This window comes from Nguyenibacter vanlangensis, from assembly GCF_013376155.1.
GTDB classification, from domain to species: Bacteria; Pseudomonadota; Alphaproteobacteria; order Acetobacterales; family Acetobacteraceae; genus Gluconacetobacter; species Gluconacetobacter vanlangensis.
In genome coordinates this window covers 1-970 of record NZ_JABXXP010000904.1, presented here as the reverse complement: position 1 = coordinate 970, position 970 = coordinate 1, and the positions used below count along the sequence as shown (strand labels likewise).

The window sequence follows — 970 nt, the reverse complement described above, 5'->3', positions numbered from 1 at the left end:
ACACGCGCAAGGCGCTGCGTCGCCTGGTGCGGCAGGGGATGCTGGACCGCGGCACGGGGCGTATGCTGGAAGAGGCCGACCGGGCCTGGCGCAGCGTGCAGAGCATGCTGCGAATCCTGTTCGGCACCGCCCTGCCCGCCGATCCGGCGGCCGCCATGCCCGCCGCGACCCGCGAGATCCTGCTGCGCGAGATGGGGGCGACAACGATCGCGGAGGCGTTGCAGCAGATGGAGGCGCGCGCGGACGCGGTGCGGGCGGCCTTCACCCGCCTGGTCGGTCCGGTCGGGGAGTGACGCGTTTTTTCATGAGGAGAATGGCAATGGCGGACGGCGAGACACCAATTTTTCCAGCCCCAATTTTTCCAGCCCTGGGCGCAATGGCGCCGGATTTCGACATGCCGGCCAGCCGCGGGCGGCAGGTCAGCCTGGCATCGATGCGGGGTCGGCCCTTTATCCTGTATTTCTACCCCAAGGCGAACACGCCGGGCTGCACGACCGAAGCCTGCGGCTTTCAGGAGGCGCTGGCGGCGCTGGGGGGGACGGGGATTCCGGTCATCGGCGTGTCGCGCGATCCGATGAAGGCGATCGAATCCTTTGCCGACAAGCAGGGGCTGGACTTTCCGCTGGCGTCGGACGTGACCGGCGCGGTGACCGAATCCTATGGCGTGTGGGGCGAGAAGAGGCTGTACGGCCGGACATATATGGGGATCGAGCGCGCGACCTTCCTGATCGACGCGGAAGGCAGGCTGGTGCGGGCCTGGCGCAACGTCAAGGTGCCCGGCCACGTCGCCGAGGTGATGCAGGCCGCCCGAGCGGCGGCCTGAACATCTTTCCCCTGAGCGCCTTCCCGGGAACCTTCCCGGGAAGGCCCTTGCGATCAATAGGCCGGATAGGCGTAGCCGTAGGCCGGCGGCGCGTAGACCGTGACGGGCGGCGGGGGCGGAGGCGGCGCGACATAGACCGGCGGCGGC

The 970-nt window shown here is 69.2% G+C and carries 2 protein-coding genes; both read left to right on the top strand.

What is annotated here, in order from left to right; translation table 11 throughout:
* The coding region (locus tag HUK84_RS20045) for a hypothetical protein (RefSeq protein ID WP_176641767.1) at positions 1-293 on the top strand (293 nt) is incomplete at its 5' end.
* 26 nt (positions 294-319) lie between these two features.
* A complete protein-coding gene (bcp, locus tag HUK84_RS20040; protein ID WP_176641766.1) occupies positions 320-823 on the top strand; it encodes a thioredoxin-dependent thiol peroxidase in 504 nt (167 codons plus the stop codon).
* Positions 824-970 lie beyond the last annotated feature (147 nt).

Bases quoted from the DNA above. Each gene is read 5' to 3' on its own strand.
- bcp (WP_176641766.1), top strand. From the start codon at position 320: ATGGCGGACGGCGAGACACCAATTTTTCCAGCCCCAATTTTTCCAGCC.